Here is a 26,811-nt window from a genome sequence, read left to right on the forward strand (position 1 = left end):
TTTTTGGTGTGATTTAAGTTTTCATTGTAAAATATTGGCTTATTTCATCATTTATAGGTGATTAGATTTTTACAAGGGAGAACATATACTATGGTATATAATAAGTTAGTAAGCATTGTTGCAGCTGGTTTGATTCTTTCAGGAAGTATCTATGCGAAAGATTTAGCAAATGTTGATGGAGTTGCTATTACGGAAAAGGATTTTGACGCCCTAAAACAACAAGTTCCAAATTTTGATTTTGATAAATTGACAGCAGAGCAAAAAACAAATCTTATCAATCAAAAAATCAATGAAATTTTGATTGAAAATGCTGCAAAAAAAGAAAAAATTGAAGATACTAAAGAGTATAAAGAGGCTTTAGAAAATATCAAAAAACAACTTTTAATCAATGGGTGGCAACAAAAAATTGCACAAGAAGTTAGCAAAATGAAAATACCTGAAAGTGAATTGAAAGAGTTTTATGATAAAAATCCTCGTCAATTTGTTCAACAAGAAGGTCAAGCAAGACACATTTTAGTAAAGACAAAAGAAGATGCAGAAAAGATTATTGCAGAGCTTAAAAAAGCTGGTAAGTCTAGAGTAGAACAAAAGTTTATTGAGCTTGCAAATAAAAATACAATTGATCCAAATGCACAAAAAGCTCAAAATGGTGGTGATTTGGGAACTTTCCAAAAAAATCAAATGGTGCCAGAATTTGCTGATGCTGTATTCAATCTTAAAGAAGGAACATTTACAATGGAGCCTGTAAAAACAGAATATGGCTATCATGTAATTTATCTTATTAAAAAGAGTGACGCAAAGACCATTAGTTTTGCAGATGCTAAGCAAGGTATTGAGAATATGTTTAAAGAAAGAAAATTTCAAGAACTAATTCAGCAAAAAATACAAGATCTTAGAAGTAAGGCAAAGATTACTATCAATCAATAAAAAGGTAAAATTATATGCTAGTAAATGGGAATGAAATTTTACAGAAAGCACATAAAGAGTTTTATGGTGTTGGTGCGTTTAATTTTGTAAATTTTGAGATGCTTCAGGCAATTTTTGCAGCTGCAAATGAAGCTAATTCTCCTGTGATTGTCCAAGCAAGTGAAGGGGCTATCAAATATATGGGGATTGATATGGTCGTAGGAATGGTACAGGTGATGGCTAAGCGTTATGGACATATACCTGTTGCTTTGCATTTAGATCATGGGACAACCTTTGAGAGTTGCAAGAAGGCAATTGAAGCGGGTTTTACATCTGTAATGATTGATGCTTCACATCATCCATTTGAAGAGAATCTTGCTATGACAAAAGAGGTAGTAGATTTTGCACATTCAAAGGGGGTAAGTGTTGAGGCAGAATTAGGTAGATTGATGGGGGTAGAGGACAATATCTCTGTTGATGAAAAAGATGCTGTCTTGGTAAATCCAAAAGAAGCTGAAATATTTGTAAAAGAAACACAAGTAGATTTTCTAGCACCTGCGATTGGAACAAGTCATGGTGCTTTTAAATTTAAAGGAGAACCAAAACTTGATTTTGAGCGTTTACAAGAAGTAAAAAAAATGACAAATATTCCTTTGGTTTTACATGGTGCAAGTGCGATACCAGATTATGTAAGAAATGCTTTTTTAGCAACTGGTGGAGATTTAAAAGGTAGCAAAGGTGTGCCTTTTGAATTTTTGCAAGAAGCTATAAAGGGTGGTATAAATAAAGTTAATACAGATACGGATTTGCGTATAGCCTTTATGGCAGAAGTTAGACGAATTGCAAATGATGATCCTACGCAGTTTGATTTAAGAAAGTTTTTTGCTCCAGCGATGGAATCGATGAAAAAAGTAATAGTTGAGCGTATGCATATTTTAGGCTCAGCAAATAAAATTTAAGGATTTTTTTATGGCTATAGGTATGAGTGAATTAAAAAAAGGTTTAAAGATAGAAATTGATGGAGTTCCGTATAGAATTGTTGAATATCAACACGTAAAACCTGGAAAGGGAGCTGCTTTTGTTCGTGCAAAAATTAAATCATTTTTAGATGGAAAGGTGATTGAAAAAACCTTTCATGCAGGTGATAAATGTGAAGAACCTAATTTGGTTGAAAAAACAATGCAGTATCTTTACCACGATGGCGAGATGTTTCAATTTATGGATACAGAAACTTATGAGCAAATTGCTCTTAGCGATGATCAAGTAGGTGATGTTGCTAAATGGATGCTTGATGGCACAAATGTGCAGATTCTCTTCCATAATAATAAAGCGATTTCAGTAGATGTGCCTCAAATAGTTGAATTAAAAATTATAGAGACTGCACCAAATTTCAAGGGAGATACTTCTAGTGGCGGAAAAAAACCTGCTACATTAGAAACAGGTGCTGTAGTGCAGATACCATTCCATGTATTAGAGGGTGAAGTAATTCGTGTAAATACAGAAACTGCAGAATATGTGGAGAAAGTAAAATAATTTTAATATTAAATTTTTCAATCTAGCTTGAGCTAGATTGTTTAAAGTTTATTAAGGAGTTGTTTATGCTAGGAAATCTGCTTAATAAACTTTATTTTCTATGTGAAAATTTGGTTTTTAATTTTAAAGAGTGATAATGAAAGATATTGTTGAAATTGTAGTTCCAGATGCTAAACATAATGGAAAGCTTTATATTAAAGACAGGTTACAGAGGGGTTTATATAGCTTTATTGGGCATGAGTCTTTTGGAGGTATCTTACTATTTTTTTGTGTAGCAATTGCAATGATTGTTGCAAATACACCATCTTTGTCAGAGCATTATTTTGCATTTTGGGAGACAAAGATCGGTGTTTCTATAAATGCTAGTATTAAAGATATTAGTATTTTGCATATAGTAAATGATGTTTTAATGTCTTTATTTTTTTTAATGGTCGGTTTGGAGATGAAGCGTGAAGTTCTCTATGGGGATTTGGCCGGATTTAAAAAAGTAAGCTTTTCTGTGTTTGGAGCTTTAGGGGGGATATGTATTCCTATTGCATTTTATTTATATTTTAATCACAATGCATTTGGAGCAGATGGTTTTGGTGTGGCGATGAGCACAGATACTGCTTTTGCTCTTGGTGTTATTTTATTGATGGGAAAAAGAATACCATCAGTGATAAAAATCTTTTTGGTTACTTTGGCTGTTGCTGATGATTTGGGAGCAGTGATTGTTATTGCTGTTTTTTACACTCAACATTTAAGTATTTTTTGGTTATGTGTGGCAACAGGCATTATTTTTATTCTTATTTATATCAATTATAGAGACACAAAATTTGTATTTTTATATTTGCTATTAGGAATTTTCCTTTGGATAGCCATTTATAAAAGTGGTGTTCATCCTACTATAGCAGCGGTTTTACTTGCTTTTTGCATTCCTGGTAGAACCAAAGCATCTGGAGTATATTTTGAGAAAATGATGCAAGAATGGGATAAAATTGATTTTGATGAATTAGAGAAAATTAAGCGTAACTATCCTATAAAAAAACATAAAAGCTTATTGCAAGCCTTTAGAGATGGTATTAAGAATTTTATTCAACCTACCAATGAAAAAAAGATTGATATGGAACGTGCTAGCCATTATGTGCATATTTTAGATAGTATTGGTCGTTATTCGCATTATGCAAAAAATCCACTTCTTAGAATTGAGCACGCTCTACAACCGATTTGTGCTTACTTTATTGTTCCTTTATTTGCTTTTGCAAATGGAGGAGTATTGATAAGTGAAAACTTGGATTTAATTTCTAATGATATTTTTTGGGGAACTTTACTTGGATTGATATTGGGAAAACCTATAGGTATTACACTTTTTGCATACTTGAGTGAAAAATGTAATATTTCCATTAGGCCAAGAGGTTTAAGTTATGGACATATTTTGGCGGTTGGCTTTTTAGCTGGTATTGGTTTTACGATGTCTATGTTTGTTGCTACTTTGGCATATGATGATCAAAATTTAGTAGATATCTCAAAGATTTCTGTTTTGATTGCTTCATTTTTGGCTATGATGTTAGGAATGGTAGCACTGTTCTTTAGCACAAGGAATAAGAAAAATGAAAAATAATAATATAGAAACAAATACTAGTTTTAGGAAAATTTTATTGCGTTTTATTCAAAGCGAGTCTTTTAGCGGTTTTTTCTTGTTTATTAGCATGCTTCTAGCGCTGTTAATTGCAAATTCTAGTTTTTCAGATTTATATTTTAAATTTTGGCATTATGAATTTGGTTTTAGCTTTAATGATGTATTTATTGGATTTGATTTGCATCATTGGATCAATGATGTCTTAATGTCATTCTTTTTTTTAATGGTTGGGCTTGAGATAAAAAGAGAATTTTTAGTTGGCGAGCTATCTGGATTTCAGAAGGCTATATTTCCTGTAGTTGCAGCACTTGGTGGTATGATTATTCCTGCTCTGATCTATTATACTCTTAATGTTGGCACAAATTCTATTCATGGCTTTGGAATACCTATGGCAACAGATATCGCCTTTGCATTAGGTATTGTATTGTTACTAGGAAAAAGAGTACCTTTTGCCTTAAAAGTTTTTTTGGTTACTTTAGCAGTAGTAGATGATTTGGGTGCAATTATTGTAATTGCAATTTTTTATACAAATCAAATACTTTGGGAGTATCTGATTGTTGCTAGTGTGCTGATATTGCTATTATTTTTGCTTAATAAGATAGGGGTTAAAAGTTTAATACCTTATTTATTTTTTGGTGTAATTCTTTGGTTTGTAGTTTATAAGAGTGGAATACATGCAACTATATCTGCTGTTATTTTGGCTTTTTGTATTCCTTTACAAGCACGAGAAAATAAAAAGAATTTTTTATCATTTCTGCAAGAAATTATGGATAATTTTTATCAGAAAAATACAGAAATTCATTGGGATAAAGAACAAGAGAAAACACTAAAGTTGCTTTATAAAAAATCAATACACACCCAAAGCCCACTTGAAATATTAGAACATAAATTGCATCCATGGAGTGCATATTTTATTATGCCTTTATTTGCTTTTGCAAATGCTGGTGTAAAGATAGATAGCGGTATTGATTTTGGAATAGATCACATCTTTTTGGGAGTATTATTAGGTTTATTATTGGGAAAACCTATAGGTATCTTTCTTATTACCTACTTATGTTCTAAATTAAAAATTGCTTCTAAACCTGTAGATTTATCTTGGTTTCATATTTTTGGTGCTGGAATGTTGTCTGGTATTGGTTTTACAATGTCTATTTTTGTCTCAAATTTAGCATTTGATAACGAACAATCTGTCGAGATTGCTAAAGTGGCAATTTTGCTAGCATCTTTTTTATCGGCCATTTGTGGTTCCTTAATGTTAATTTTGTTTAATAAATTAAAAACTAAGTAAAAAATCGTTATTATTACAAACTTATTTTAGTTTATTAAAAGGATGGATATGGAAAATTCGCAAAATATTGTTTCAGCTTTACTGCCATTTGTAGTATTAATTTTAATTTTTTATTTTTTTATTATTAGACCTCAGAGAAATCAACAAAAAAAACATAAAGAGATGATTGATACTCTTGCTAAGGGTGATAAGATTGTCACTACTGGTGGCTTGGTATGTGAAGTGATAAAATCAGAAGAAGGGTTTTTTACAGTAAGACTGAATGATGAAACTACAGCAAGAATAGTAAAAGACTATATTGCTTATAAAATTGAAGACAATATTCAAAAATAAATGAAGCAAACTAAGAATTTTAAACTACTTATTTTTATTATTGCTCTAATTTTTGGCATTGCTTTTTCTATTCCTTCTCTATTCCAAACAAAGGGACCAAAGATCAATTTGGGATTAGATTTACAAGGTGGCTTGAATTTGCTTTTGGGTGTAAAAACTGAAGATGCAATTCAGGCGAGATATTCTTCTTTGGCGTCTTCAATCAATTTTGAATTAAAGCAAAAGAAGGTATTGGTAGATTATTTGCGTTCAAATGAAAATGGTATAGAAATTGGATTATTGGATAGTGATGATTCAAAAATCCTTGATGAAATACTAAAAAAGAATAATGGATTATTGATTAGTAAAACCGCTACAAATTATTCTATTGTTTTTAATCAACAGGAAATAGAGCTTATTAAGAAAAATGCCGTAGAACAAGCAATAGCAACGATTAGAAATCGTTTAGATCAGTTCGGGTTATCTGAGCCTAGTATTACACAACAAGGGCAAGATAATATTCTTGTGGGGCTTCCTGGAATTCAGACAACACAAGAAGAGGATAGGGCAAGAAGCTTGATTTCTAAATCTGCGCATTTGCAAATGATGGCAGTTGATGAAGATAGGAATCATCGAGTTGATTCAATGAGTGAGCTTGAGGCACAAAAATATGGCGATGTGATTTTGCCTTATGTAGATTCAAATAGTAATGAAGTTGGAAAAATGTTGCTAAAGGCATTGCCTATTTTAGATGGTGATAGGATTACAGATGCTAGAGTAGCTTATGATGAAAATCATCAGCCTGTCGTAAGTTTTAGTTTAGATTCTTTGGGTGCAAAAATATTTGGAGATTTTTCAGGATCTAATATTGGCAAACGTATGGCTATTGTTCTAGATGGTAAGGTATATTCTGCACCAGTGATACGACAAAGGATTGGTGGAGGTAGTGGACAGATTAGCGGTGGTTTTACTAAAGAGCAGGCTAGTGACTTGGCTATTACCTTAAGGAGTGGTGCATTACCAGCGCCATTAGAAATACTAGAAAAAAGAAGTGTCGGACCAAGTCTAGGTCAAGATAGTATCAAATCTTCCGTAATTGCACTAATTAGCGGATTTGCTTTGGTTGTAGGATTTATGATTATATATTATTCTATGGCAGGTGTGATTGCAAGTATTGCATTGATAATAAATTTATTTTTGATTATTGCAATTATGGCAATTTTTGGAGCTACGCTCACTCTTCCTGGTATGGCCGGTATTGTCTTGACTGTTGGGGTCGCAGTGGATGCTAATATTATTATTAATGAGAGAATTAGAGAAGCCTTGCGTGCAGGAGAAAGTGTTACTAGGGCTATACAGCTAGGCTATATAAATGCTTCCAGGGCAATTTTTGATTCAAACATTACTTCATTGATTGCTTCAGTATTATTGTATGCTTATGGAACTGGAGCTATTAAGGGGTTTGCAATTACTACTGGTATAGGAATTGTTGCTTCTATTATTACAGCTATTATTGGAACACAGGGATTTTATAATGCCATCTTACCAAAGATAGCAAATACAAAATCATTGTATTTTTGGTTTGGAATTCGTGCAAAGGATGCTTAATGGAGATTTTGAGAAAAGTAAAAATTATCGATTTTGTTGATTATTCAAAATATGGTTTGATTTTTTCTATATTTTTAACCATAGGTGCCTTTGTGCTTTTTTTTACAAAAGGTTTTAGTTTAGGGATTGATTTTGCTGGAGGAAGTAGTGCGCAATTGCGTTATGAACAAAATGCTCCTTTGGCACAAATAAGACAGATTTTAGAAAAAACAGAAGGTTTTAAAGGCAGTCAAGTAAGCGAGTATGGTTCCAATCATGAAGTGCTAATTAAAATTCCTTATACTAATTTATTCGCAGGAAAGAATCTTAATGTTATTTTAGAAGAGACATTGCTTTCGACTGGAAAATTTGAAATTAGAAAGCTTGATACCGTTGGACCAAAGGTTGGAAATGAGCTGAAGCAAAAAGGTCTATTATCTTTATTTTTGGCAACATTGGCAATGATGTTATATGTGAGTTTTCGCTATGAATGGCGTTTTGCGTTAGCCAGCATTATTGCGCTTGTGCATGACGTAATTGTTACTGCTGCATCTGTTATTGTATTTAATATAGATTTAAATTTAGAGGTTGTAGCAGCACTTTTGACATTGATTGGATATTCTATTAATGATACGATCATTGTTTTTGATAGAATCAGGGAAAAAATGCTAATTGATAGAGAAAATAATATTACTCAAGTAATCAATGAGGCCATTTCAAATACTCTTACAAGGACACTTTTGACTTCACTGACAGTATTTTTTGTTGTTTTAACACTTTTTTTATTTGGTGGAGAAAATATAGTTGGATTTTCTTTACCAATGCTAGTTGGTGTAGTTTTTGGAACCTATAGTTCAATGTTTGTCGCACCAAAATTAGCAATTATTTTTGGTTTTAATATTCAAGAATATCATCAAAAAGAGATTAAAAAACAAAAAAAGGCACAAGAAAAAGAGCGTTTAAGAAGAATGTATGAAAATGGTGTTGTGTAAGGAGATTGAATGATGGAGTATCAAGCAAAAGACATTGAACAAAAATGGCAGGATTATTGGAAAAAGCAAAATATTCATGAACCAAAGCAGGATTTTAATCTTAAGAAAAAATATATTTTAAGTATGTTCCCTTATCCAAGTGGTGCAATACATATGGGGCATGTTCGAAATTATTGCATTGGAGATGCAATGGCAAGGTATTATCGCAAGCAAGGATATAATGTATTGCATCCTATTGGTTTTGATGCTTTTGGAATGCCAGCAGAAAATGCGGCAATCAAAAATGGCATTCATCCAAAAAAATGGACTTATGCAAATATTGACACTATGGATAAGGAATTAGATTCTTTAGGTTTGTCTTTTTCAAAACAAAGAGAGTTTGCAACTTGTGATGAAGATTATACGAAATGGGAACAAAAATTTTTCCTAGATATGTGGAAAAAAGGTTTGGTGTATCGAAAAAAAGCTTTTTTAAATTGGTGTCCAAATGATAAAACAGTGTTGGCAAATGAACAAGTAAGTGATGGTAAGTGTTGGCGTTGTAGTACTGGCATTGTTCAAAAAGAGATGTATCAATACTACATAAAAATTACAGATTATGCACAAGAATTGCTTGATGATTTAAGGGTATTGCAAGATAAATGGCCTCAAGCTGTTTTAAGCATGCAGGAAAATTGGATTGGAAAATCTCTAGGGTTGCAGTTTGATTTTGCCTTAGAAAAGCAAATTAGTAATTTCAAAGCATTTGAAGTTTTTACTACAAGACCTGATACGATTTTTGGAGTTACTTATTGTGCATTGGCACCAGAACATCCGCTCGTAAAAGAAGTATTGCCAACTTTAGATATTCAAAGTCAGCAAAAAATCATACAAATGCAAAATACACCTGTGAGAAATAGAACAATGGCACAAAAGGAGGGGGTGAATCTTAGAATCTTTGCAATCCATCCCCTTACAAAAGAGAAAGTGCCATTATGGGTGGCGAATTTTGTTTTAATAGATTATGGTAGTGGCGCTGTTATGGGTGTTCCTGCGCATGATGAAAGAGATTATTTATTTGCTAAGGAATATCAAATTCCATTAAAACAAGTAATAGAATCAACAGAATTACCTTTTTTAGATGATGGAATCTTGTGCAATAGTGGCGATTTTAATGGAATTGAGACATCAAAAGCAAAATGGCAGATTATAGAATTTTTTGAGGTAAATAAACTTGGTAAGGGCGTTGTGCATTTTAAATTAAAGGATTGGGGAATCTCAAGACAAAGGTATTGGGGTGCTCCTATACCATTGTTGCATTGCAAGGATTGTGGAATTTTGCCTCAAGATGAAAAGAAGTTGCCCATAACCCTACCTCAGGATGTTGTGATTGATGGAGAAGGAAATCCTTTGGACAAACATCAAAGTTGGAAAGAGGATATATGTCCAAAATGTGGTGGGAAGGCGACAAAAGAAACGGATACAATGGATACTTTTTTTCAATCTAGTTGGTATTTTTTACGCTATGCAACTCCTAGAGATTTATGGATACAAATGCCATTTGATAAGCAAAATACCAAGTATTGGTTGCCAGTAGATGAATATATTGGTGGCATAGAACATGCAATTTTACACCTTTTGTATGCTAGATTTTTTACAAAAGTTCTAAGAGATTTGGGATATATTGATTTTTCTGAACCATTTGAGAATCTTTTAACACAAGGAATGGTATTAAAAGATGGTGCTAAGATGAGTAAATCCATAGGTAATATTGTCGAACCTAATGATATTATCAAAAAATATGGTGCGGATACGGCAAGATTGTTTGTGCTTTTTGCAGCACCTCCTACACGAGAGCTTGAGTGGATTGATTCTGGAGTAGAAGGAGCATATAGATTTATTCGTCGTTTTTATGAAAAATCAGAAAATATACAAAAAACAAAAACTATGCCTATTGTACATAAGCAAGATTTGAGTGAAAAACAAAGGTATGCTAGAAAGAAGATTTATGAAGCTTTAATTAAGTCTAATGAAATTTTTGCAAAAAAACAAACAGGCTATGCTTTTAATACTCTGATTGCTTCTTGTATGGAAGCTTTTAATGCACTAAATGATCAAGATAATTTACAGATTTGGACAGAAGGTTATTATGTCTTAAGTAATATTTTAGAACCTATTATACCTCATATTTGTTGGGAAATTTCTGAGAAATTTTTTGATTTTAGTAATTTTGGATCGATTGAGATTGATGAGAGTGCATTGGAAGAAGACGAAGTGGTTTTGGTTGTTACTGTCAATGGAAAAAAGCGTGCAGATATGAAGGTAAATAAGCAAATGCAACAAGATGAGATTTTATTGCTTGCAAGAGAGAAGGTTCAAAAGTGGATAGATGGTCAAAATATCATAAAAGAAGTGGTTGTGCCAAATAAATTAGTTAACTTTGTGGTTAAATGAAATTTGTTTTTGTAGTTTTTTTGATTCTATTTTCTGGTTGTGGATATAAGCCTGTAGCACATTTTGCAAAAAGAGCGTTAGGAGATAGTATCTATGTGTCTTTAAAGGTGAATGTAGCCAATACAGAGAGTTCTGTTGAGATAAAAGATTTATTAAATAAGCTTATTGCCACAAGGTTTCAGAAAAATCTTGTGGAAAAACAAGAGGCTGATACAATCGTAAATCTTGAGATTTTGAATGTTACTGATACTTCAATTGCTACAAATACTGATGGTTTTACAACGTTTTATCGTGTCAATATTAGGGTAAAATTTGAATTTACAAATCAAAAAAAAGAAACAAAGCTATTTTATAATAGTGCTTATCAAGATTATGCGGTATCTTTGGAGGATCCTTTGATAACCTATAATAATAAGCTTGAGGCAATTAAGGAGGCCTCAAATCAATGTATTGATAGTTTCTTAACTCAAATTGCATATCAAGGAAAGTAGGGATAATGTTAAAAGAAAAGATTGAGGAAATTTTTTATATTTTAGACAATGAAAAGCAATCTGGTATTGAAGTAAAGATTGAGCGATTCTTAGACTTGCTAGCTTATCATAAAATTGAGCTACATCACAAAATAGATGCAATGGAAGAAAAATCTTTAAGATCACAAGATGATTTATTAGAAGATGATTGTAGTGAGATTTTATCAAAACTAGTATTTCTGATAGAAAAAAGCACTAAAGAAAAGCAAGATACTATAGATGCAATAAGACAATTGTGTGTATCCTTATTGCATCTATTAAGAGATACCACTTCTAGAAAAATTATTAGAAATCGCCCCCATTTATTTGATATTGAAACAATAAAAACTGTTCAGGACTATCAACAATTAAAAGAAAGATGGGAAGAGATTTTAAAATCACAAGGACATATTTTATTGCAGAAGCGTATAACTTCTATTATTGTTCGTTTATTATTGATAGCTAACTTTTATGATAGGAAAAAAGTGCAAGAGCTAACAAGCATTTTATTAGAATCTCCAGAATCTATTACGGATATGGACGTTTTAGAGCAGTTAGAAATACTGTGTAAAAATGGAGAGGGAATGCAAGATGGTGATTGTGAGATTGACACTTTGCAAATTGATAGAGTTTTGATGGAGTTGCAAAAAACTTTAGAGTTAAATGCAACAGAGATTAAGCAATTACATGATATAAAAGAACAAATTATTGATAAAAACAGCAGTGTTAGTCAAGATAATTCTATAGATGACATTGATGATGCAATTTACAAAAAGATACATTTTCTTGATCAATCTTTGCAGAAAAAAGAAGAATACATCAAAGAACTTAGCACAAAATTACAGGAATTGACAAGTACTTTAAAAACAATGGAAGAAAAATCGCAACGAGATGGTCTGACAAAACTTTATAATCGCTGTTATATAACCGAAGTAATGAAACATTATGAAACTAGATTTATTCGCAATGGTCTAAATTATTCTGTTTTGTTTTTTGATGTAGATGGCTTTAAGGAAATCAATGATAAGTATGGACACTTATCAGGAGATAAGCTTTTAGAAACTTTTGCACAAATTTTACGACAAAATTCTAGAGTTTCTGATGTTATTGGTAGATATGGGGGAGATGAATTTTTAATTTTAATGCCAAATACCAATGTGAATTTGGCAAAAGATGTTGCATTAAGAATTTGCAGTGCTGTATCAAAACAACAATTTATTGTTAATGGTAAAGAAATGCAGGTTACAACATCAATTGGTGTGGCTCATAGATTGGATCATAAGAGTAGAGAAGATATGCTAGAGAGAGCAGATAAGTTATTGTATAAAGCTAAAAGAGGTGGCAGGAATCAAGTGCAATGGGAATAAAGGATTTTTTGGATCAAAAAGGTCAAGAATATGCTCCATTTGATCCAAAAAGAGCAATTAGAATCTATGCAAGTTTAAAAAAATATCTAAGCCTATCTTGCTATAAAATTCATATTTTAGGAACAAATGGAAAGGGTAGCACAGGAAGGTATCTTGCTTTAGGTTTAATGCAAAATAATGCAAGTGTTTTGCATTTTAGCTCACCCCATATTCTTGATTTTAGAGAGAGGTATTATAAGAATGGAAATAATATTTCTCAAGAGGGTTTAGAGCAGGCGCATTGTTTTTTGCAGCAGTTTGATTTTATACAAGATTGCAGTTATTTTGAATATGCAACTTTTTTGGCGTTAGTATTGGCTAAAGATGTGGATTATCTAATTCTAGAGGCTGGTCTTGGTGGAGAATATGATTCTACAAGTTGCATTGAATGTGATTTGAGTATTTTTACAATGATAGGAAAAGATCATCAAGAATTTTTAGGAAAAGATATTAAGGATATAGCAGGAACAAAACTTAGAGCAATGACTCAACTAAATTTTTTAGCCTTGCAACACTACAATGAAGTGGTTGAGATTGCAGAGCAAATTGCAGAGCAAAAAAAAGTTACTTTAATTAAAATAGGGCAATGGCATCAAGAAAAATATAGGGATATTTTAGATACATTGCCAGAAAATTATTTAAGAGATAATTTGCTAAATGCTCTTGTTGTGTTAGATTTTTTAAAAAAGCAATTGCCACAAAAAGCCTATGAGCTAGATCTTAGGGGTAGGTTTGAAGCATTGTCTCCTAGTATTACTCTTGATGTAGGACATAATATTGATGGTGCTAGTGAGGTAAAAAAAGCTTTAAAAAATCAAAAGGTAAATCTTATTTACAATGCCTATAAAGATAAAGATATTAGAGAGATTCTGACAATTCTAAAGCCAAATATCCAAAAAATTTATATTTTAGATATTAAACATCCAAGAATTATTGATAAGAATCTTTTATGTATGATATTGGAATCTTTGAAGATTGAATATGAGGATTTTAAGACTATAGATACACAAAAAAAATATTTAGTTTTTGGTTCCTTTAGTGTGATTGAAGAGTTTTTAAAGAGGTATGATGCAAAATAAGCTTGTGATTACAATTGCTGATGAAAAAGGAGCAAGACAATTTCAAGTACATAAGCATATAAAAAAAATTATAGTCTGGGCACTGATATTATTTTTTTGTTTTATTGGTGGCATTATTTTATTGATGAAGTTTCTAATGCATACGATGGATGTGATAGCGCTTGAGCAAAACATTGCTATTTCTGAGTATCGTTATATCTATCAGCAAAATGAGATCTTAAAGCATAAGATTCAGCAAAAAAATAATGAATTAAATATGATACATCAAAAAATTGGAGATTTAGAGAGTATTATAGGAACTCAAAAAAATAATCAAAAAATTTATGATAAGGTAAAAGAAATTGATTTAGAGCAATTGGCTTATCAGCACAAAGAAATGATGTTGAATCTTATTCCAAGTGGAGCTCCAATTTTACAGCAAGCAAAAAGACAAAATGCATTACCAAAAGAATATCTTAATAGAAAAAAAGAAGCGTTGGGGGTAAATTTTGATGTTCCTAAACGCACGCCTGTATATGCGACTTCAGACGGTGTTGTTGATACTTTGAGACTAAATTATAAAAAAGGCTATGGAAATTTTATAAAAATCAATCATTCTTTTGGCTTTAGCTCTTTATATGCTCATTTAGATGAGATTTTATTAAAAAAAGGTGATTTTGTAAAAAAGGGTGATTTGATAGGATATAGTGGTAGTAGTGGTGGGGTAAAATCTCCAGTGTTATACTATGAGGTTTTGTTTTTAAATAAGATATTAAATACTGAGATTTATGTGCAGTGGAATATGGAAAATTTTAATTCTTTATTGTTAAATAATAATACCATTGATTGGGAAAGTCTTGTTTGGACAATACAAGATGTTTTAAGGCTTAAAAAATTTCAAAATAATTTAAAAAGCGAAGAAGAATGAAAGATAAAAGATTGGTGATTATGGTTACAGATTCTCATGGAACCTTTCATTTTAATGTAAATATGCTTTTTAAACAAATAAGTTTATATATACTTATAATGATTGTTGCAGTAATTGTTTTTATAGTCTTCTCTATTGGTATAATGCAAAGTGAGATCAGTGCAATTGATACAAAGAAAGATATCTTAGAACAAGAATTTAAAAAGACTTTAAAGATAAATAATTTCCTTACAAGCGAGATTAACCAAAGATTATCAGAAATCAATATCGCTGGCGATAAAATTGATGATTTGGAGGATATTATAGGAGTTTCAAAAGATGAAAATGCTATAATGCAAAATAATCTTTTGAGCAGAATTGATATTGCAAATATTACTGGTGCTCAAAAGGCATTTATTATGAAATTTATTCCAAATGGCTATCCGATGGATCGTTTTTTGAGAATTTCTGCTGGGTTTGGCACAAGAATTCATCCTATTTTACATATTGCTCATAAACATACAGGGATTGATTTTAGTGTGCGACTAAATACACCAATTTATGCCACAGCAGATGGGGTTGTAGATTATGCTGCAATGGGTTGGAATGGAGGGTATGGTGGATTGATAAAAATTACACACTCTTTTGGTTTTAAGACCTATTATGCACATTTAAATTCTCTTGTGGTTAGTAGTGGGCAGTTTGTTAAAAAAGGACAGATTATAGGATATAGTGGAAATACGGGAGTTTCTACAGGACCGCATTTGCATTATGAGGTTCGTTTTTTAAATAATCCTATTAACCCCTATGATTTTGTAAAATGGAATATGAAAAATTTTAATCTTATTTTTGAAAAAGAAAGGATGATACAATGGCAATCTTTACTAGCACTGATCAACAATCTAATGCTCCACTCAAGGGAGGTCCAGCAACAATAATTGCACAAGGAACTAAAATAAAAGGAGAGATACAAATAAGCTGTCATTTGCATATTGATGGTGAATTTGAAGGCAATATTCATTCTAAAAATACAGTAATGATAGGAAAAAGCGGTATTGTCAAAGGTGATATTTATGCTCAAAAATTGATTGTAAGTGGTAAATTTCAAGGAAATACAGAAAGTAATGTTGTTGAAATACAGCCTTTGGGTAGAATCGAAGGTAAGGTTATTACTCCAGAATTTGTAATAGAACGCAAAGGTATTTTTGTTGGAGAGAGTAAAATTATGCAAAAAGATACCCAAGTGGATAAGAAGTGATACAATCTAGTCTTTACGCATTTTTCTTACAGCAAAATAGCACGCGAATTTTAATTGTAGAGAATGACAAAGAAGCTCAAAGTGCTTTTCATCTGGCACAATTTTGCTACCAGCAAGGAATAAGTAAGTTAAAACCTATTGTGCTTCCTGATTTTAGAGCAAGAATGGGCGATGATATTCGATCTTTTTTAGAAGAGTTTATGCAATTGCTTTGTAAGTTGCGAATGTTTTATGAAGATGAAAAAACTTTTTTGATAGCTCCTGTTTCTAGTGTTCTTTATAAGCTTCCTAAAAAAGAACTGCTTCAAGGTTTTTTTATTGCAAAAAATGATTTATTTGAGCTTGGTGAGTTAAAAGAGAAACTTATAAACTTTGGATATGAGGTTGTTGATATTATTGAAATGGAGGGAGAGGTAAGTTTTAGGGGAGATATTATTGATATTAGCATACCTTATGATAAGAACTGCAGGATAAGTTTTTTTGATATTGAGTGTGAGAGTATCAGGGAGTTTGATATTAAAACACAAAAAAGCAATCCTTTAGAGCTTGATAGAATCTTTATACCACCTGCACTTTTTAATTTAAGTGACACAGAATATGAAGATTTAAGACAAAAAGTTTTAGAATCTGAATTTGATACTTTTTCAAAAGATTTGATTTCTCTTGGATTTTGGTTTTTAGATGATTTGGGTATCAAACTTTTGGAATTATATCCATCGATGATAACCCCTCAAGCACAAGGTTATGCAAAAGAAATTTTTGAGTTTGATTTGCATGATGCTTATGGTATTGATTTTTTTATGCAATTGCCATTACTTCAAGAGATAAGTGGCTATGCGGATATTCAAGTAGATGCCAAAAATTTAGATTATTTCTTAGAATTAAATAGTGATAAGGAAATTATAATTTTGGTTCCAACAGAATTACTGCAAGAGCAGTTTTTATTGAAGGGACTTAAGGTGATATGCACAAATCTTGTAGTAAATATCGCTTTGCCAAAGGCTTTTATTATTTCATTAAATACCTATCCAAAACATAAGGGTAGGCAAAGACCAAAAATTGCAATTGATGAGTTAAATATCGGTGAATATGTGGTGCATAAAGATTATGGAGTTGGGATTTTCAGAGGTATAGAACAAGCAAAAATATTAGGCTTTGTGAGGGATTTTATCCGCATCGATTATCAAGGAGAAGATTCTTTATTACTACCTGTGGAAAATTTAAATTTTATTGATCGCTATATTGCAGGCTCAAATACAATACCTTTGATTGATAGACTTGGTAAGGGTAATTTCTTAAGACTAAAGGAAAAAATTAAAAGCAAGTTATTTGAAATTGCAGATTCTATTGTTGCATTAGCAGCAAAAAGAAATCTTATTGAGGGAAAAAAGATTGATACGAGCTTGCCAGAAATAGAGATTTTTCAAAAACAATCAGGTTTTGATTTGACATTAGATCAAGAGAAGTCTATCCAAGAGATTTTCTATGATTTGGGTAGTGGTAAAGTGATGGATAGGCTTTTGAGTGGGGATGTTGGATTTGGTAAAACAGAAGTTGCATTGAATGCTATTTTTGCTGTTTGCAAAAATGGATTTCAAGCCCTTATGGTTGTTCCGACAACTTTATTGGCAATGCAACATTTTAATACATTAAAATCTAGATTAGTAGATTTTAGGGTGGTGAAGTTAGATAGATTTGTAAAATCAAGCCAGAAGCAAGCAATATTGAAAGATTTAGAAAATGGCACAATAGATGTGGTCATCGGTACACATAGTGTATTGCAAGCGACTTTTAAGAATCTTGGATTGATTGTTATAGACGAAGAGCATAAATTTGGAGTGAAGCAAAAAGAGGCAATAAAATCTCTGAGTAAAGATGTGCATTTGTTAAGTATGTCTGCTACTCCCATACCAAGAACTCTGAATATGGCACTTTCTCAAATAAAGGGTATGAGTCAATTGCTTACCCCTCCAAGTCAGAGGATACCTACAAAGACTTTTGTGAAAGAAAAGAGCGATTCTTTAATTAAAGAGGTGATTTTAAGAGAGCTTAGGCGTAATGGTCAAATATTTTATATTCACAATAATATTGCAAATATTCCGGTGATAAAAAGTGAGTTAAATTACTTACTACCTCAATTAAAAATTGCAGTTTTGCATTCTCAAATTGATCCAAAACTTACAGAAGAAATTATGCTAGATTTTGCCCAAAATAAATACCATTTATTACTCTGCACCTCTATTGTAGAATCTGGAATACACTTGCCAAATGCTAATACGATTATTATTGATGGTGCTGATCATTTTGGATTGGCTGATTTGCATCAGTTGAGAGGAAGAGTAGGTAGGGGTGATAAAGAGGGATTTTGCTATTATCTCATTGAGGATAAGACAGAAATTACACAAGAAGCTACAAAACGACTTTTGGCTTTAGAGAAAAATTCATTTTTAGGTAGCGGGGCAATGATCGCTTATCAGGATTTGGAGATTAGGGGAGGAGGTAATTTGCTTGGAGAGGCTCAGAGCGGGCATATTAAAAATATTGGATATAGCCTTTATTTAAAAATGCTTGAAGATGCTATTTATCAACTTAGTGGCAAGCAAAATGAAAATATAGAAAATGATGTGGATTTAAAATTGCAGGTTTCAGCATATCTTAATTCAGATCTTATTAGCAGTGATACTTTAAGATTGGAGCTTTATCGAAGACTTTCGCTTTGCAAAAATACTGATGAGGTCTATGCTATTGAGCTTGAAATCCAAGATAGATTTGGAAAATTAGACATCTATACCAAGAGATTTTTATTGTTAATTTTGATAAAAATTTTAGCTCGAAATAGCGGTATTGTTAGTATTTCTAGCTTCAAGGAAGATATCAGCTTGGTCTTTTTAGATGGGAGTAAAAAATTTATTAAAGCAATAGATGAGGATGAAATGCTTGCAAATATTTTAAGTTTTTTACATAATAAATGTAAGTAATTAAGGGTTTTGTTATACAATCTCACAATGTTTGTTTGAAAAAAAGTATTAGGAATAGTATGAAACATTTTTTGACACTTAAGGATTTTAAAAAAGAAGAAATTTTAGAGATGTTAGCTCTTGCAATTCAAATTAAGAGGGATTTTTTGGATTCTAAAGAGTGTAATTTGATGCACAAAAAAACCTTAGGAATGATTTTTGAAAAAAATTCAACTAGAACTAGAGTGAGTTTTGAAGCAGGAATTTATCAGCTTGGGGGTATGGGTATTTTTCTTTCTAACAAAGAGATACAATTAAGTAGAGGCGAGAGTATCGAGGATACTGCAAGAGTGATAAGCTCAATGCTTGATATGATTATGATTAGAACTTTTGAACACTCTAGGCTTGAAGATTTTGCAAGATATTCCAGTGTTCCTGTAATAAATGGATTGAGTGATTTATATCATCCAGTTCAAGTTATGGCTGATTATCTTACGATGATAGAAAATGGTATTTTTGTAAAAGAAGATATTTTTGACTCAAAGCACCATATGACACCAAAGGTGGCTTATATTGGTGATGGTAATAATATGACACATTCTTGGTTGATGTTGTCTGCAAAAATGGGATTTGATATTAATGTGGCAACACCAAAGGGTTATGAACCAAATGCACATATTCTACAAGAAGCAAGAGAAATGGCAAGGGATACAGGTGCAAAAATCAATCTTTATGAAGATCCTTTGGTTGCAATTAAAAATTGTAATGTTGTAGTTACTGATACTTGGGTTTCTATGGGACAAGAAGAGGAAAAAATGCAGAGACAAAAAATCTTTGCAGATTATAAGGTTGATGAAGTGTTAATGCAAAATGCACATCCAGATGCGATTTTTCTGCACTGCCTTCCAGCTTATCGTGGGCAAGAAGTTGCAAGCAGTGTGATTGATGGAAAACAAAGTAGAGTATTTCAAGAGGCGGAAAATAGATTACATGCACAAAAGGGAATAATGGTATGGCTTTATCAAAACAGCAAAAAATGATTGATTTATTGAGTGTAAAAAATCAAGGTAGGATTCAAAGGCTTACTGAAGATATCTTAGAAATACACTTGCAAAGTGGTGATTTTTCAAGCACAGAGCCTTGTTTTTTAAAAGATGAAAAAGATAGAGAATATGTTGTTTTACCTCAAAAGGCGTTGCAACACATTATAAGTCTTGTAAGGAAGGCTCACGAGGATAAATTGAAGGTAGAATTAGAAAGAGATATTATCAGCCTAACTCCTATTGACTTTGATGATGCAATGAGTGTTGTTATTGCAAAATTAGAATCTTTAAGGGGAAAAGATGGGAGTTTGCCAAATATCAATACCTTGCAATTTACTAAAGAGATAAAAAAAGAATACCCTAATTTATTTTTAGATTTTCATGTTTATTGAGGTTGAAAAATGATTGATTTTAAAAAATTTTCTAGTTATTCAAAAGCTGGTCCTAGATACACAAGCTATCCTACCGCTGTTGAATTTCATTGTAATTTCAATGAAAAAAGTTTTCAAGAAGCTTTGAAAAGAAATGATGAGCAAAAGCATTTACCACTATCAGTTTATGTGCATTTGCCATTTTGTAAAAGTGCTTGTTATTTTTGTGCTTGCAATGTGATTTATACAAATAGTGAAGATAAGAAAGAAAGATATCTCAAATATCTAAAAAAAGAATTAGAGCTTTTAAAAAATGCTATGGATACAAAAAGAGAAGTAGTGCAACTTCATTTTGGTGGAGGAACGCCTACATATTTTAGTGCCAAGCAATTAGATGAAATTATTGGAATGATTAAAGAAACTTTTGTCAATTTTTCTAATAATGCAGAAGTGAGCTGTGAGATAGATCCGCGTCATTTTAATAAGGAGCAAATGCAAGTATTAAAGCATGGAGGATTTAACCGCGTAAGTTTTGGTGTGCAAGATTTTGATGAGAGAGTGCAAAAAGCAATCAATCGGTTTCAAAGTATGGAATTGATGCAAGAGGTAGTAAGCATTGCAAGGGATTATGGTATAGATTCTATAAATTTTGATTTGATTTATGGTCTTCCATTTCAAAATTTACAAAGTTTTAAAGAAACATTGCAAAAATCTCTCAGTCTCTCGCCAGATCGTTTTGCGATTTTCAATTATGCGCATGTTCCTTGGATAAAAAAAACTATGGGTAATATTGATGAAAAAACACTTCCAACACCAGAAGAGAAATTAGAGATTTTGAAATTTACTATCGAATTTTTGGAATCTAATGGCTATAAAATGATTGGTATGGATCATTTTGCAAAAGAAAATGATGAGCTTTATTTGGCAAGTCAAAAAGGAGAATTAAGAAGAAATTTTCAAGGCTATACCACAAAAGGCTTTTCTCAAACTATTGGTATTGGATTGACTTCAATTGGCGAAGGTCTAGATTATTATGTTCAGAATTTTAAAGAGATTAAAAAATATGAAGAAGCACTTGATCGTGGATTTTTACCTATAGAGAGGGGTATTGACTTGAGTTTTGATGATATTTTACGCAAAGAAGTCATTATGCAATTGATGAATAATTTAAGGCTAGAATACAAGATTATTGAAACAAAATTTTCTATTGTCTTTAAAGAATATTTTGCAAAGGAGCTTGAAGCAATCAAAGTTTTTGAGCAAGATTTGTTGCTAGAACTTAGAGAAGATGGTATTTTTGTCAATGAAACAGGCGGAATGTTAATTAGGAATATAGCAATGTGTTTTGATGCATATTTGCAAAAAATCCCAGTGGAACAAAGGCGTTTTAGCAAGACTGTATGAAAGTTTTCAAAAATATTGCCTCTACTTGCATAAAATGTGCAAAATGCATACCTGATTGTTCAAGTTATCAATTTTATAGAGATGAGGTGCATTCTCCTAGAGGTTTTTTAGAGCTTATAAGTCAATATGAAAAAGGCTCTTTAAGGTTAGATTCTAATTTACAAGAGGTGATGGATACTTGTTTATTATGCAATCATTGTGTGAGTAATTGCCCCATTAGTATTCCGATTGATAGCTTGATTCAAGAAATACGCACAAAGCAAAAAATAAGTCTTTCTAAAAGGATTTATTTTTTTCTTTTAAGACATAGTGTGCTTAAAAAATTTGTTTTTAAATTTTTTGCATTTTTGCCACCTTGTGAGATAAAACACAAAGATAGCGCTTTATGGAATTTAAGGTTTTCTAGAAGTTTTTTTTTGGATTCTCACCCTAAAAGTATTGCATCTTCAAAGCAAGGAGGACAAAAAAAAGTCGCGATTTTTGCAGGTTGTTTGATAAATTATAATTACCCACATATAGGAAAATCTTTATTAAAAGTTTTAGATTCTTTTGGTGTAGATGTTTTGCTACCAAAGCAAGAGTGTTGCGGAGCTCCTACATATTTTAGTGGAGATATTCAAACAAGTATTTTTTTGGTAAAAAAGAATTTGCTTTACTTTGAAGAAATTATTGATTTAGTAGATGCTATTTTAATTCCAGAGGCAACTTGTGCATCTGTAATGCTAAAAGACTGGCAAAAGATTTTGAGTTTTGATGAGAAGAATCAAGAATGGATATTGCTCTTAAAAAAGATACAAGACAAAATGTTTATAGCAACAGAGTGGATATATAAATTTTGTGATTTTAGTGGGATAAGAAAAAGTAAAAAAAGGGTAACTTATCACGATTCTTGTCATGCATGCAAGGTATTACAAATCACAAAAGAACCAAGAGAGATTATTAAGAGCGGTTTTGAACTTATTGAGATGTCAGATTCTTCTTCTTGTTGTGGTTTTGGCGGTATTGAGGTGCAAAATAACAATTTTGAATTCTCTAGAGCAATTGGGGTAAAAAAGATAAGAGATATTCAGCAAACAAACGCACAGATTGTCAGTGCAGAATGTAATGCTTGTAAAACCCAAATAGATTATCTTTTAAAAAAAGATCAATCTAATGTGATTTTCTATCATCCTATTGAGTTGCTTGAGCAAATGTTAGAGAGAAAGGATATTGTGCAGTGAGTTTTCATTGAGCCATTGTGTATTGCTATCGCTACTATATTCAAATCCCTCTGCTACTTTTTTACCCTGCTCATTTAAGAGTGTTGTGCTGTAGTCAATAGGGGTTTGAAATTGTATAGTTGGCATCAAAATAAAAAAATCTTCAAATTCCATACAAAGATGCGAATCATCTTTTGGAATCATTACTTCATGTAGTTTTTCTCCAGGTCTAATGCCAATAATCTTGGTTGGGAGATGTGGAGCTAGTGTTTTTGCAAGATCTACAATTTTCATACTAGGTATTTTTGGTATAAAAATTTCTCCACCATGCATTCTTTGCAGATTCTTAATAACAAAATCTACCCCCTGTTCTAAAGTAATCCAAAATCTAGTCATTCGCTCATCTGTGATGGGTAGTTCTTTTGCACCTTCACTAATAAGTTTTTTAAAAAAGGGTACAACACTTCCACGACTTCCTACAACATTTCCATATCGCACGACACTAAATTTGGATTGATTGGCACCTTTGATATTATTAGCAGCAATAAAAAGTTTATCGCTACAAAGCTTTGTGGCTCCATAAAGATTGATAGGATTTGCAGCTTTATCTGTGCTTAGAGCAATAATATGCCCTACATTATTAGCCAATGCTGCATCAATAACATTGCTTGCCCCCTCAATATTAGTTTTGATGCATTCCATAGGATTATATTCAGCTATAGGAACATGTTTGAGTGCTGCTGCATGGATACAAATATCTACACCATTTAACGCTAATTTCAATCTTTCTTTATCTCTTACATCCCCAATAAAATATCGCATACATTTGTGATTGAAATTTTGTGCCATCTCATATTGTTTTAATTCATCGCGACTATAAACAATAATTTTTTTAGGATGGTAATTTTTCAAGATTGTTTCGATAAATTTTTTACCAAAACTTCCAGTCCCTCCAGTGATGAGTATATTTTTGTTATTAAGCATTTTTTCTCCTTACCAATGATATTCTAAGCTTGCGGTTAAGATTCTAAATTGACCTAAATTTGAGGATTGTTGATAAAGACTTTGGCGATTGTCTTTAATAGTAAGAGAATAGGCAACCCCCAATACAAAATCTCTAAATTTATACTTTCCACCTAAGGCAAACATATAGCCATTAGAATCAGGAATTCCTATTTTATCCTGTGGGCTTGGTGCTTCATCATAGGCAATACTTCCCATAAGTCTTAGATTTTTGTGATTAGTATAAGTTACCCCAAGTCTAAAGGTATTAGTGTCTTTCCATCCTCCCCCCATATTACTCACCCCAGAAAAATCAGCCAATCCTACCATGCTTTTTAATTTTTCAGAAGTAAAATGTGTGACCATACCACTAAGCCCGATATAATCTGCATTATCAAAATCTGGAGTTACTAAAAAATTTGGTCCTTTTGCCCAAAAAGTCCTTTCATATACCCCCTCAATACGCAATTTTTTATTAAAAAATTCATGAGCATAGGCAAGGGTGAGAATCTCGGGCATATTTACAGCGATATTGAGATTTGTTTTTGTTAAAACATTTCCCATAGCTCCACCTACATAGCTTGTGGCTTCTAGACTTCCTTGCATATTAAAAGGCACGCTTGAGTTATACACTACAGAAAACATCCCATTATCAAATACCCTTAAACTTGCACTAAGGCGATAGCCTGCTGATAAGTCCTTGCCTTCTGATTTTTGATAAACTTTCGTAGTGCCATACATTGTAGTGGTGGAGGTTTGCACAATATCTGTGAGTCCATCGCATTTGGATAATCCAATGATTCTGCATAGAATAGGATTGTTGAGGAGATTTTTTAACATACTTTTTTGACTTTCACTCATCAATTCACTAGGGATGTTATCAATTCCAATAGCATCTAGATCTGCACCTGTTAGGGCAATGCAGGAATTTTTGGGATCTGTGCAGGTTGCTCCACCAATATTTTCTCCATCTTTCCATTGCATAGGGACATAAACCACATTATTAAAACTTCCCATAGCATACATAATCCTAGGACCAAAACCAAAGGATAATCTATCATTGATGGTATAACTGATAGATGGAGAGAATTCCACCATCATGATAAAAACATCTTGTAAGAATTCTCCCCCTTTATCTTGCCACTGCATTGCAAGACCAGAGCTTGCTACAAAACTTGCCCCAAAAGTAAAGCCATGATTGGTTCTGCTTTTGTAAAAAAACTTTGGAAGAATAAAATTGGTAGTATCTGTATAGCCATCTACAATTTGATTATCGGGATTTGAATGGAGGATATCAATATCAGTTGGAGCAAAGGCTTCTATTAAGGCAGAGGTGTATTTTATTTTGGTATGTGACCTTAATCCTTGATTGGTAGTAGGCACTTGGAAGCTAAATCCAGGGATTTGCAAAAGTGAAGTTGCAAGCTCAAATTCACTTTTATTTTCACCCCAATCATTATTAAAACCCATATTTGCAGGGTTATAATAACTTGCATCAGCACCTCTTGCTCCTGCTACATACGCAGAGTTTAAGGCTGTGCCATTGAGGGATTGCTCTTGGACTTTAAACCCTCCAGCATAGACCAAATGGTAAAAAAATAGAGAAAAAAATAAAAAGATTCTTTTAATAAAAAAACCCACGAAACCTCATATATTTAAATTGAACTATTTTAGCAAAGTAATAATTTTAATATATTTTTATGTATGTTGATTTCAAATAGCTAAAATTTTTAGTAGGTAATAAAAAAATTTAATTTTTTAAAAAAATGTAGTAGAATAATCAACACTTTAAAGTTGGCAGTAATTCTGATTTTAAGTTTATAAAAGCAGGAGTCTTTAAAACTACAAAGAGGCTTGCAAATCAAGGGAGAAAAATGGAAAATAATACAAAGTTGTTTAAGCAAATATCACAAAGATTAGATAATTTGGCAAAGTTGCCTAGTTGCAAAGAGGGGAGGGAGTTGCAAGAAGAGCTCAGTAAAAAGGGATTTGAGAGAAGAGATTTTATGAAATGGGCAGGGATGATGACAGCTACTTTGGCACTTCCTAGCACCTTTGCACCTCTTACTGCAAAAGCTGCAGAAGTTGCAAATCGCCTACCAGTAATTTGGTTGCATATGGCTGAATGTACAGGCTGTAGCGAGAGTTTGCTTAGAACAGAGGATCCAAGCATTGATTCTATAATTTTTGATATGATTAATTTAGAATATCATGAAACCATAATGGCGGCTGCAGGATATCAGGCAGAAGCAAATCTTGAGAGTGCCATGAAAAAACATAAAGGGAATTACATCTTGATGGTTGAGGGAGGTATCCCTACAATTGAGCATTATTTGACAATAGGAGCACATGGAAAGAGTGGGGCTCAAATTTGTAGAGAAGCAGCAGAGGGTGCTGCTGCGATTTTCGCAATCGGAACTTGCTCGTCTTTTGGTGGAGTGCAAGCTGCTGCACCAAATCCTACATCTGCTACTTCACTTGATAAAATTATCAAAAAGCCTGTAATAAACGTTCCTGGTTGTCCTCCAAGTGAGAAAAATATTGTAGGTAATGTATTGTATTTCATTATGTTTGGGGCTCTTCCAGCACTTGATGCATTTAATCGTCCAAAATGGGCTTATGGTTTAAGAATACATGATTTATGTGAGAGAAGAGGAAGATTTGATGCTGGAGAGTTTGTGCAACATTTTGGTGATGAGGGGGCTGAAAAAGGTTTTTGTCTTTACAAGGTAGGATGTAAGGGACCATATACATTTAACAATTGTTCAAAACTAAGATTTAATTCTCATACAAGTTGGCCAATTCAAGCAGGTCATGGTTGTATTGGTTGTAGTGAGCCAAACTTTTGGGATACAATGAGTCCATTTGAAGAGCCTATTGCTAACCGACTTTATGCTACATCATTTAATGGATTTGGTGCAGATAAAACCGCAGATGTTGTAGGAGGAGTTATCTTGGCTACCACAGCTATTGGTATTGCAGCACATGCCATTGCTTCAAGTTTTTTAAAAAATGAAGTAGAGTAATT

23 protein-coding genes are annotated in these 26,811 nt (G+C 32.3%); 21 read left to right on the forward strand and 2 right to left on the reverse strand.

The window, feature by feature from the left end:
* The first annotated feature begins 90 nt into the window (after positions 1-90).
* The 20 genes from CQA57_RS03450 to CQA57_RS03545 all read left to right on the forward strand — a co-directional run bounded on the left by CQA57_RS03450 (position 91) and on the right by CQA57_RS03545 (position 22,802).
* Positions 91-927: a peptidylprolyl isomerase gene (locus tag CQA57_RS03450; RefSeq protein ID WP_115578844.1), complete on the forward strand. Its 837-nt coding sequence runs from the start codon at positions 91-93 to the stop codon at positions 925-927.
* Between the two features lie 14 nt (positions 928-941).
* Positions 942-1,865, forward strand: a complete 924-nt coding sequence (locus CQA57_RS03455) for a class II fructose-bisphosphate aldolase (RefSeq protein ID WP_115578845.1) — start codon at positions 942-944, stop codon at positions 1,863-1,865.
* A 10-nt stretch (positions 1,866-1,875) separates the two neighbouring features.
* A complete protein-coding gene (gene efp / locus CQA57_RS03460) occupies positions 1,876-2,439 on the forward strand; it encodes an elongation factor P (RefSeq protein ID WP_115578846.1) in 564 nt (187 codons plus the stop codon).
* Between the two features lie 136 nt (positions 2,440-2,575).
* On the forward strand, positions 2,576-4,039 hold the full coding sequence (gene nhaA / locus CQA57_RS03465) for a Na+/H+ antiporter NhaA (RefSeq protein WP_115578847.1): 1,464 nt from the start codon (positions 2,576-2,578) through the stop codon (positions 4,037-4,039).
* A complete protein-coding gene (gene nhaA / locus CQA57_RS03470) occupies positions 4,029-5,345 on the forward strand; it encodes a sodium/proton antiporter NhaA (protein ID WP_115578848.1) in 1,317 nt (438 codons plus the stop codon). Before nhaA (CQA57_RS03465) ends, nhaA (CQA57_RS03470) begins: the two co-directional genes overlap by 11 nt.
* A gap of 48 nt (positions 5,346-5,393) precedes the next feature.
* Complete coding sequence (gene yajC, locus CQA57_RS03475; protein WP_115578849.1) at positions 5,394-5,678, forward strand: preprotein translocase subunit YajC; 285 nt, start codon at positions 5,394-5,396, stop codon at positions 5,676-5,678.
* Positions 5,679-7,265, forward strand: a complete 1,587-nt coding sequence (gene secD, locus CQA57_RS03480) for a protein translocase subunit SecD (protein ID WP_115578850.1) — start codon at positions 5,679-5,681, stop codon at positions 7,263-7,265.
* Positions 7,265-8,236, forward strand: coding sequence for a protein translocase subunit SecF (gene secF / locus CQA57_RS03485; RefSeq protein ID WP_115578851.1), 972 nt, complete (start codon positions 7,265-7,267; stop codon positions 8,234-8,236). The genes secD and secF overlap by 1 nt, the downstream gene beginning before the upstream one ends.
* 12 nt (positions 8,237-8,248) lie before the next feature.
* Positions 8,249-10,669 carry a leucine--tRNA ligase gene (gene leuS, locus CQA57_RS03490; RefSeq protein ID WP_211305542.1) on the forward strand — a complete coding sequence of 807 codons (2,421 nt, stop codon included), beginning with the start codon at positions 8,249-8,251 and terminating at the stop codon, positions 10,667-10,669.
* The gene (gene lptE, locus CQA57_RS03495) at positions 10,666-11,160 is read left to right on the forward strand and encodes an LPS assembly lipoprotein LptE (RefSeq protein WP_115578853.1); all 495 of its coding nucleotides are present in this window, start codon (positions 10,666-10,668) and stop codon (positions 11,158-11,160) included. Before leuS ends, lptE begins: the two co-directional genes overlap by 4 nt.
* A 5-nt stretch (positions 11,161-11,165) precedes the next feature.
* Positions 11,166-12,545: a GGDEF domain-containing protein gene (locus CQA57_RS03500; protein ID WP_115578854.1), complete on the forward strand. Its 1,380-nt coding sequence runs from the start codon at positions 11,166-11,168 to the stop codon at positions 12,543-12,545.
* An 8-nt stretch (positions 12,546-12,553) separates the two neighbouring features.
* The gene (locus CQA57_RS03505) at positions 12,554-13,663 is read left to right on the forward strand and encodes a Mur ligase family protein (RefSeq protein ID WP_170126814.1); all 1,110 of its coding nucleotides are present in this window, start codon (positions 12,554-12,556) and stop codon (positions 13,661-13,663) included.
* Complete coding sequence (locus tag CQA57_RS03510) at positions 13,653-14,570, forward strand: M23 family metallopeptidase (RefSeq protein ID WP_170126815.1); 918 nt, start codon at positions 13,653-13,655, stop codon at positions 14,568-14,570. Before CQA57_RS03505 ends, CQA57_RS03510 begins: the two co-directional genes overlap by 11 nt.
* Complete coding sequence (locus CQA57_RS03515; protein ID WP_115578857.1) at positions 14,567-15,487, forward strand: M23 family metallopeptidase; 921 nt, start codon at positions 14,567-14,569, stop codon at positions 15,485-15,487. The genes CQA57_RS03510 and CQA57_RS03515 overlap by 4 nt, the downstream gene beginning before the upstream one ends.
* Positions 15,421-15,807, forward strand: a complete 387-nt coding sequence (locus CQA57_RS03520) for a bactofilin family protein (protein WP_115578858.1) — start codon at positions 15,421-15,423, stop codon at positions 15,805-15,807. Before CQA57_RS03515 ends, CQA57_RS03520 begins: the two co-directional genes overlap by 67 nt.
* On the forward strand, positions 15,804-18,785 hold the full coding sequence (gene mfd / locus CQA57_RS03525; protein WP_115578859.1) for a transcription-repair coupling factor: 2,982 nt from the start codon (positions 15,804-15,806) through the stop codon (positions 18,783-18,785). Before CQA57_RS03520 ends, mfd begins: the two co-directional genes overlap by 4 nt.
* Positions 18,786-18,844: 59 nt before the next feature.
* Positions 18,845-19,804 carry an ornithine carbamoyltransferase gene (gene argF / locus CQA57_RS03530; RefSeq protein ID WP_115578860.1) on the forward strand — a complete coding sequence of 320 codons (960 nt, stop codon included), beginning with the start codon at positions 18,845-18,847 and terminating at the stop codon, positions 19,802-19,804.
* Entirely contained in the window at positions 19,777-20,199 is a 423-nt protein-coding gene (locus CQA57_RS03535; RefSeq protein WP_115578861.1) for a DUF2603 domain-containing protein, read from the forward strand. The genes argF and CQA57_RS03535 overlap by 28 nt, the downstream gene beginning before the upstream one ends.
* A 9-nt stretch (positions 20,200-20,208) precedes the next feature.
* Positions 20,209-21,582 carry an oxygen-independent coproporphyrinogen III oxidase gene (gene hemN, locus CQA57_RS03540; RefSeq protein WP_115578862.1) on the forward strand — a complete coding sequence of 458 codons (1,374 nt, stop codon included), beginning with the start codon at positions 20,209-20,211 and terminating at the stop codon, positions 21,580-21,582.
* Positions 21,579-22,802, forward strand: a complete 1,224-nt coding sequence (locus CQA57_RS03545; RefSeq protein WP_115578863.1) for a (Fe-S)-binding protein — start codon at positions 21,579-21,581, stop codon at positions 22,800-22,802. Before hemN ends, CQA57_RS03545 begins: the two co-directional genes overlap by 4 nt.
* Here CQA57_RS03545 and pseB read toward each other — a convergent pair.
* Both pseB and CQA57_RS03555 read right to left on the reverse strand, forming a co-directional pair.
* Positions 22,776-23,765, reverse strand: coding sequence for a UDP-N-acetylglucosamine 4,6-dehydratase (inverting) (pseB, locus tag CQA57_RS03550; RefSeq protein ID WP_115578864.1), 990 nt, complete (start codon positions 23,763-23,765; stop codon positions 22,776-22,778). The two genes, CQA57_RS03545 and pseB, sit on opposite strands and share 27 nt — an antisense overlap.
* A gap of 9 nt (positions 23,766-23,774) precedes the next feature.
* The gene (locus CQA57_RS03555; protein WP_170126816.1) at positions 23,775-25,424 is read right to left on the reverse strand and encodes an outer membrane protein transport protein; all 1,650 of its coding nucleotides are present in this window, start codon (positions 25,422-25,424) and stop codon (positions 23,775-23,777) included.
* A gap of 233 nt (positions 25,425-25,657) precedes the next feature.
* On the opposite strand from CQA57_RS03555, the gene CQA57_RS03560 reads away from it, so the two are divergent.
* A complete protein-coding gene (locus CQA57_RS03560) occupies positions 25,658-26,809 on the forward strand; it encodes a hydrogenase small subunit (RefSeq protein WP_115578865.1) in 1,152 nt (383 codons plus the stop codon).
* The last annotated feature ends 2 nt before the right edge of the window (positions 26,810-26,811 follow it).

Origin of the sequence: Helicobacter anseris (assembly GCF_003364335.1) — a bacterium.
Classification (GTDB): domain Bacteria; phylum Campylobacterota; class Campylobacteria; order Campylobacterales; family Helicobacteraceae; genus Helicobacter_H; species Helicobacter_H anseris.

Excerpts from the sequence above, each read along its gene's own strand:
- CQA57_RS03450 (WP_115578844.1), top strand. The coding sequence starts at position 91 with ATGGTATATAATAAGTTAGTAAGCATTGTTGCAGCTGGTTTGATTCTT.
- CQA57_RS03455 (WP_115578845.1), top strand. The coding sequence starts at position 942 with ATGCTAGTAAATGGGAATGAAATTTTACAGAAAGCACATAAAGAGTTT.
- efp (WP_115578846.1), top strand. The coding sequence starts at position 1,876 with ATGGCTATAGGTATGAGTGAATTAAAAAAAGGTTTAAAGATAGAAATT.
- nhaA (WP_115578847.1), top strand. The coding sequence starts at position 2,576 with ATGAAAGATATTGTTGAAATTGTAGTTCCAGATGCTAAACATAATGGA.
- nhaA (WP_115578848.1), top strand. The coding sequence starts at position 4,029 with ATGAAAAATAATAATATAGAAACAAATACTAGTTTTAGGAAAATTTTA.
- yajC (WP_115578849.1), top strand. The coding sequence starts at position 5,394 with ATGGAAAATTCGCAAAATATTGTTTCAGCTTTACTGCCATTTGTAGTA.
- secD (WP_115578850.1), top strand. The coding sequence starts at position 5,679 with ATGAAGCAAACTAAGAATTTTAAACTACTTATTTTTATTATTGCTCTA.
- secF (WP_115578851.1), top strand. The coding sequence starts at position 7,265 with ATGGAGATTTTGAGAAAAGTAAAAATTATCGATTTTGTTGATTATTCA.
- leuS (WP_211305542.1), top strand. The coding sequence starts at position 8,249 with ATGGAGTATCAAGCAAAAGACATTGAACAAAAATGGCAGGATTATTGG.
- lptE (WP_115578853.1), top strand. The coding sequence starts at position 10,666 with ATGAAATTTGTTTTTGTAGTTTTTTTGATTCTATTTTCTGGTTGTGGA.
- CQA57_RS03500 (WP_115578854.1), top strand. The coding sequence starts at position 11,166 with ATGTTAAAAGAAAAGATTGAGGAAATTTTTTATATTTTAGACAATGAA.
- CQA57_RS03510 (WP_170126815.1), top strand. The coding sequence starts at position 13,653 with ATGCAAAATAAGCTTGTGATTACAATTGCTGATGAAAAAGGAGCAAGA.
- CQA57_RS03515 (WP_115578857.1), top strand. The coding sequence starts at position 14,567 with ATGAAAGATAAAAGATTGGTGATTATGGTTACAGATTCTCATGGAACC.
- CQA57_RS03520 (WP_115578858.1), top strand. The coding sequence starts at position 15,421 with ATGGCAATCTTTACTAGCACTGATCAACAATCTAATGCTCCACTCAAG.
- argF (WP_115578860.1), top strand. The coding sequence starts at position 18,845 with ATGAAACATTTTTTGACACTTAAGGATTTTAAAAAAGAAGAAATTTTA.
- CQA57_RS03535 (WP_115578861.1), top strand. The coding sequence starts at position 19,777 with ATGGCTTTATCAAAACAGCAAAAAATGATTGATTTATTGAGTGTAAAA.
- hemN (WP_115578862.1), top strand. The coding sequence starts at position 20,209 with ATGATTGATTTTAAAAAATTTTCTAGTTATTCAAAAGCTGGTCCTAGA.
- CQA57_RS03545 (WP_115578863.1), top strand. The coding sequence starts at position 21,579 with ATGAAAGTTTTCAAAAATATTGCCTCTACTTGCATAAAATGTGCAAAA.
- pseB (WP_115578864.1), bottom strand. The coding sequence starts at position 23,765 with ATGCTTAATAACAAAAATATACTCATCACTGGAGGGACTGGAAGTTTT.
- CQA57_RS03560 (WP_115578865.1), top strand. The coding sequence starts at position 25,658 with ATGGAAAATAATACAAAGTTGTTTAAGCAAATATCACAAAGATTAGAT.